Source organism: Gilliamella sp. wkB112, from assembly GCF_001690685.1.
Taxonomy (GTDB): Bacteria; Pseudomonadota; Gammaproteobacteria; order Enterobacterales; family Orbaceae; genus Gilliamella; species Gilliamella apicola_J.
Map to the genome: position 1 here is coordinate 1 of NZ_LZGL01000012.1, position 877 is coordinate 877.

Annotated in this window: 1 rRNA gene; it reads left to right on the forward strand. The window is 46.2% G+C overall.

Annotation, left to right across the window (positions count from 1 at the left end):
* Positions 1-176 precede the first annotated feature (176 nt).
* A 23S ribosomal RNA gene (locus A9G12_RS04835) occupies positions 177-877 on the forward strand; the annotation flags it as partial.

An 877-nucleotide genomic window follows, 5' to 3' on the forward strand; every position in this document is an offset into this window, starting at 1 on the left:
ATCTTTGTATTTACTTTTGAATGAGTAAATAGAAAGATAAAGCTCTTTAACAATTAGGAACAAGCTGAAAGAAACGAGTTCTCGTTTTTGCGGCGAACTGGCATATGAAAGTATGGTGGTTTGAAGCAAGAAAGAGAAAAAAGCGTAATGAAAACCAAGACAACTGTGAGTTGTAAGGTTAAGAAATTAAGCGTACACGGTGGATGCCTAGGCATTTAGAGGCGAAGAAGGACGTGTTAATCTGCGAAAAGCGACGGTGAGCTGATAAAAGGCGCTATAACCGTCGATGTCCGAATGGGGAAACCCAATGTAGGTAACTACATTATTGCTTGATGAATCCATAGTCAAGTGAGGCGAACCGGGAGAACTGAAACATCTAAGTACCCCGAGGAAAAGAAATCAACCGAGATTCCCCGAGTAGCGGCGAGCGAAAGGGGAGGAGCCCAAAGCGGGTAGCATAACGAGTTAGTGGAAGCGTCTGGAAAGTCGCACGACAGAGGGTGAAAGTCCCGTACATGAAGATTCGTTATGTGGAAGCTTGAAGAGTAGGGCGGGACACGTGATATCCTGTCTGAATATGGGGGGACCATCCTCCAAGGCTAAATACTCCTAAATGACCGATAGTGAACCAGTACCGTGAGGGAAAGGCGAAAAGAACCCCGGGAGGGGAGTGAAATAGACCCTGAAACCGTGTACGTACAATCAGTGGGAGCGTATATCGTTAGGTATATGTGACTGCGTACCTTTTGTATAATGGGTCAGCGACTTATATTCTGTAGCAAGGTTAACCGAAAAGGGGAGCCGAAGGGAAACCGAGTATTAACTGTGCGAAGAGTTGCAGGGTATAGACCCGAAACCCGGTGATCTAGCCATGGGC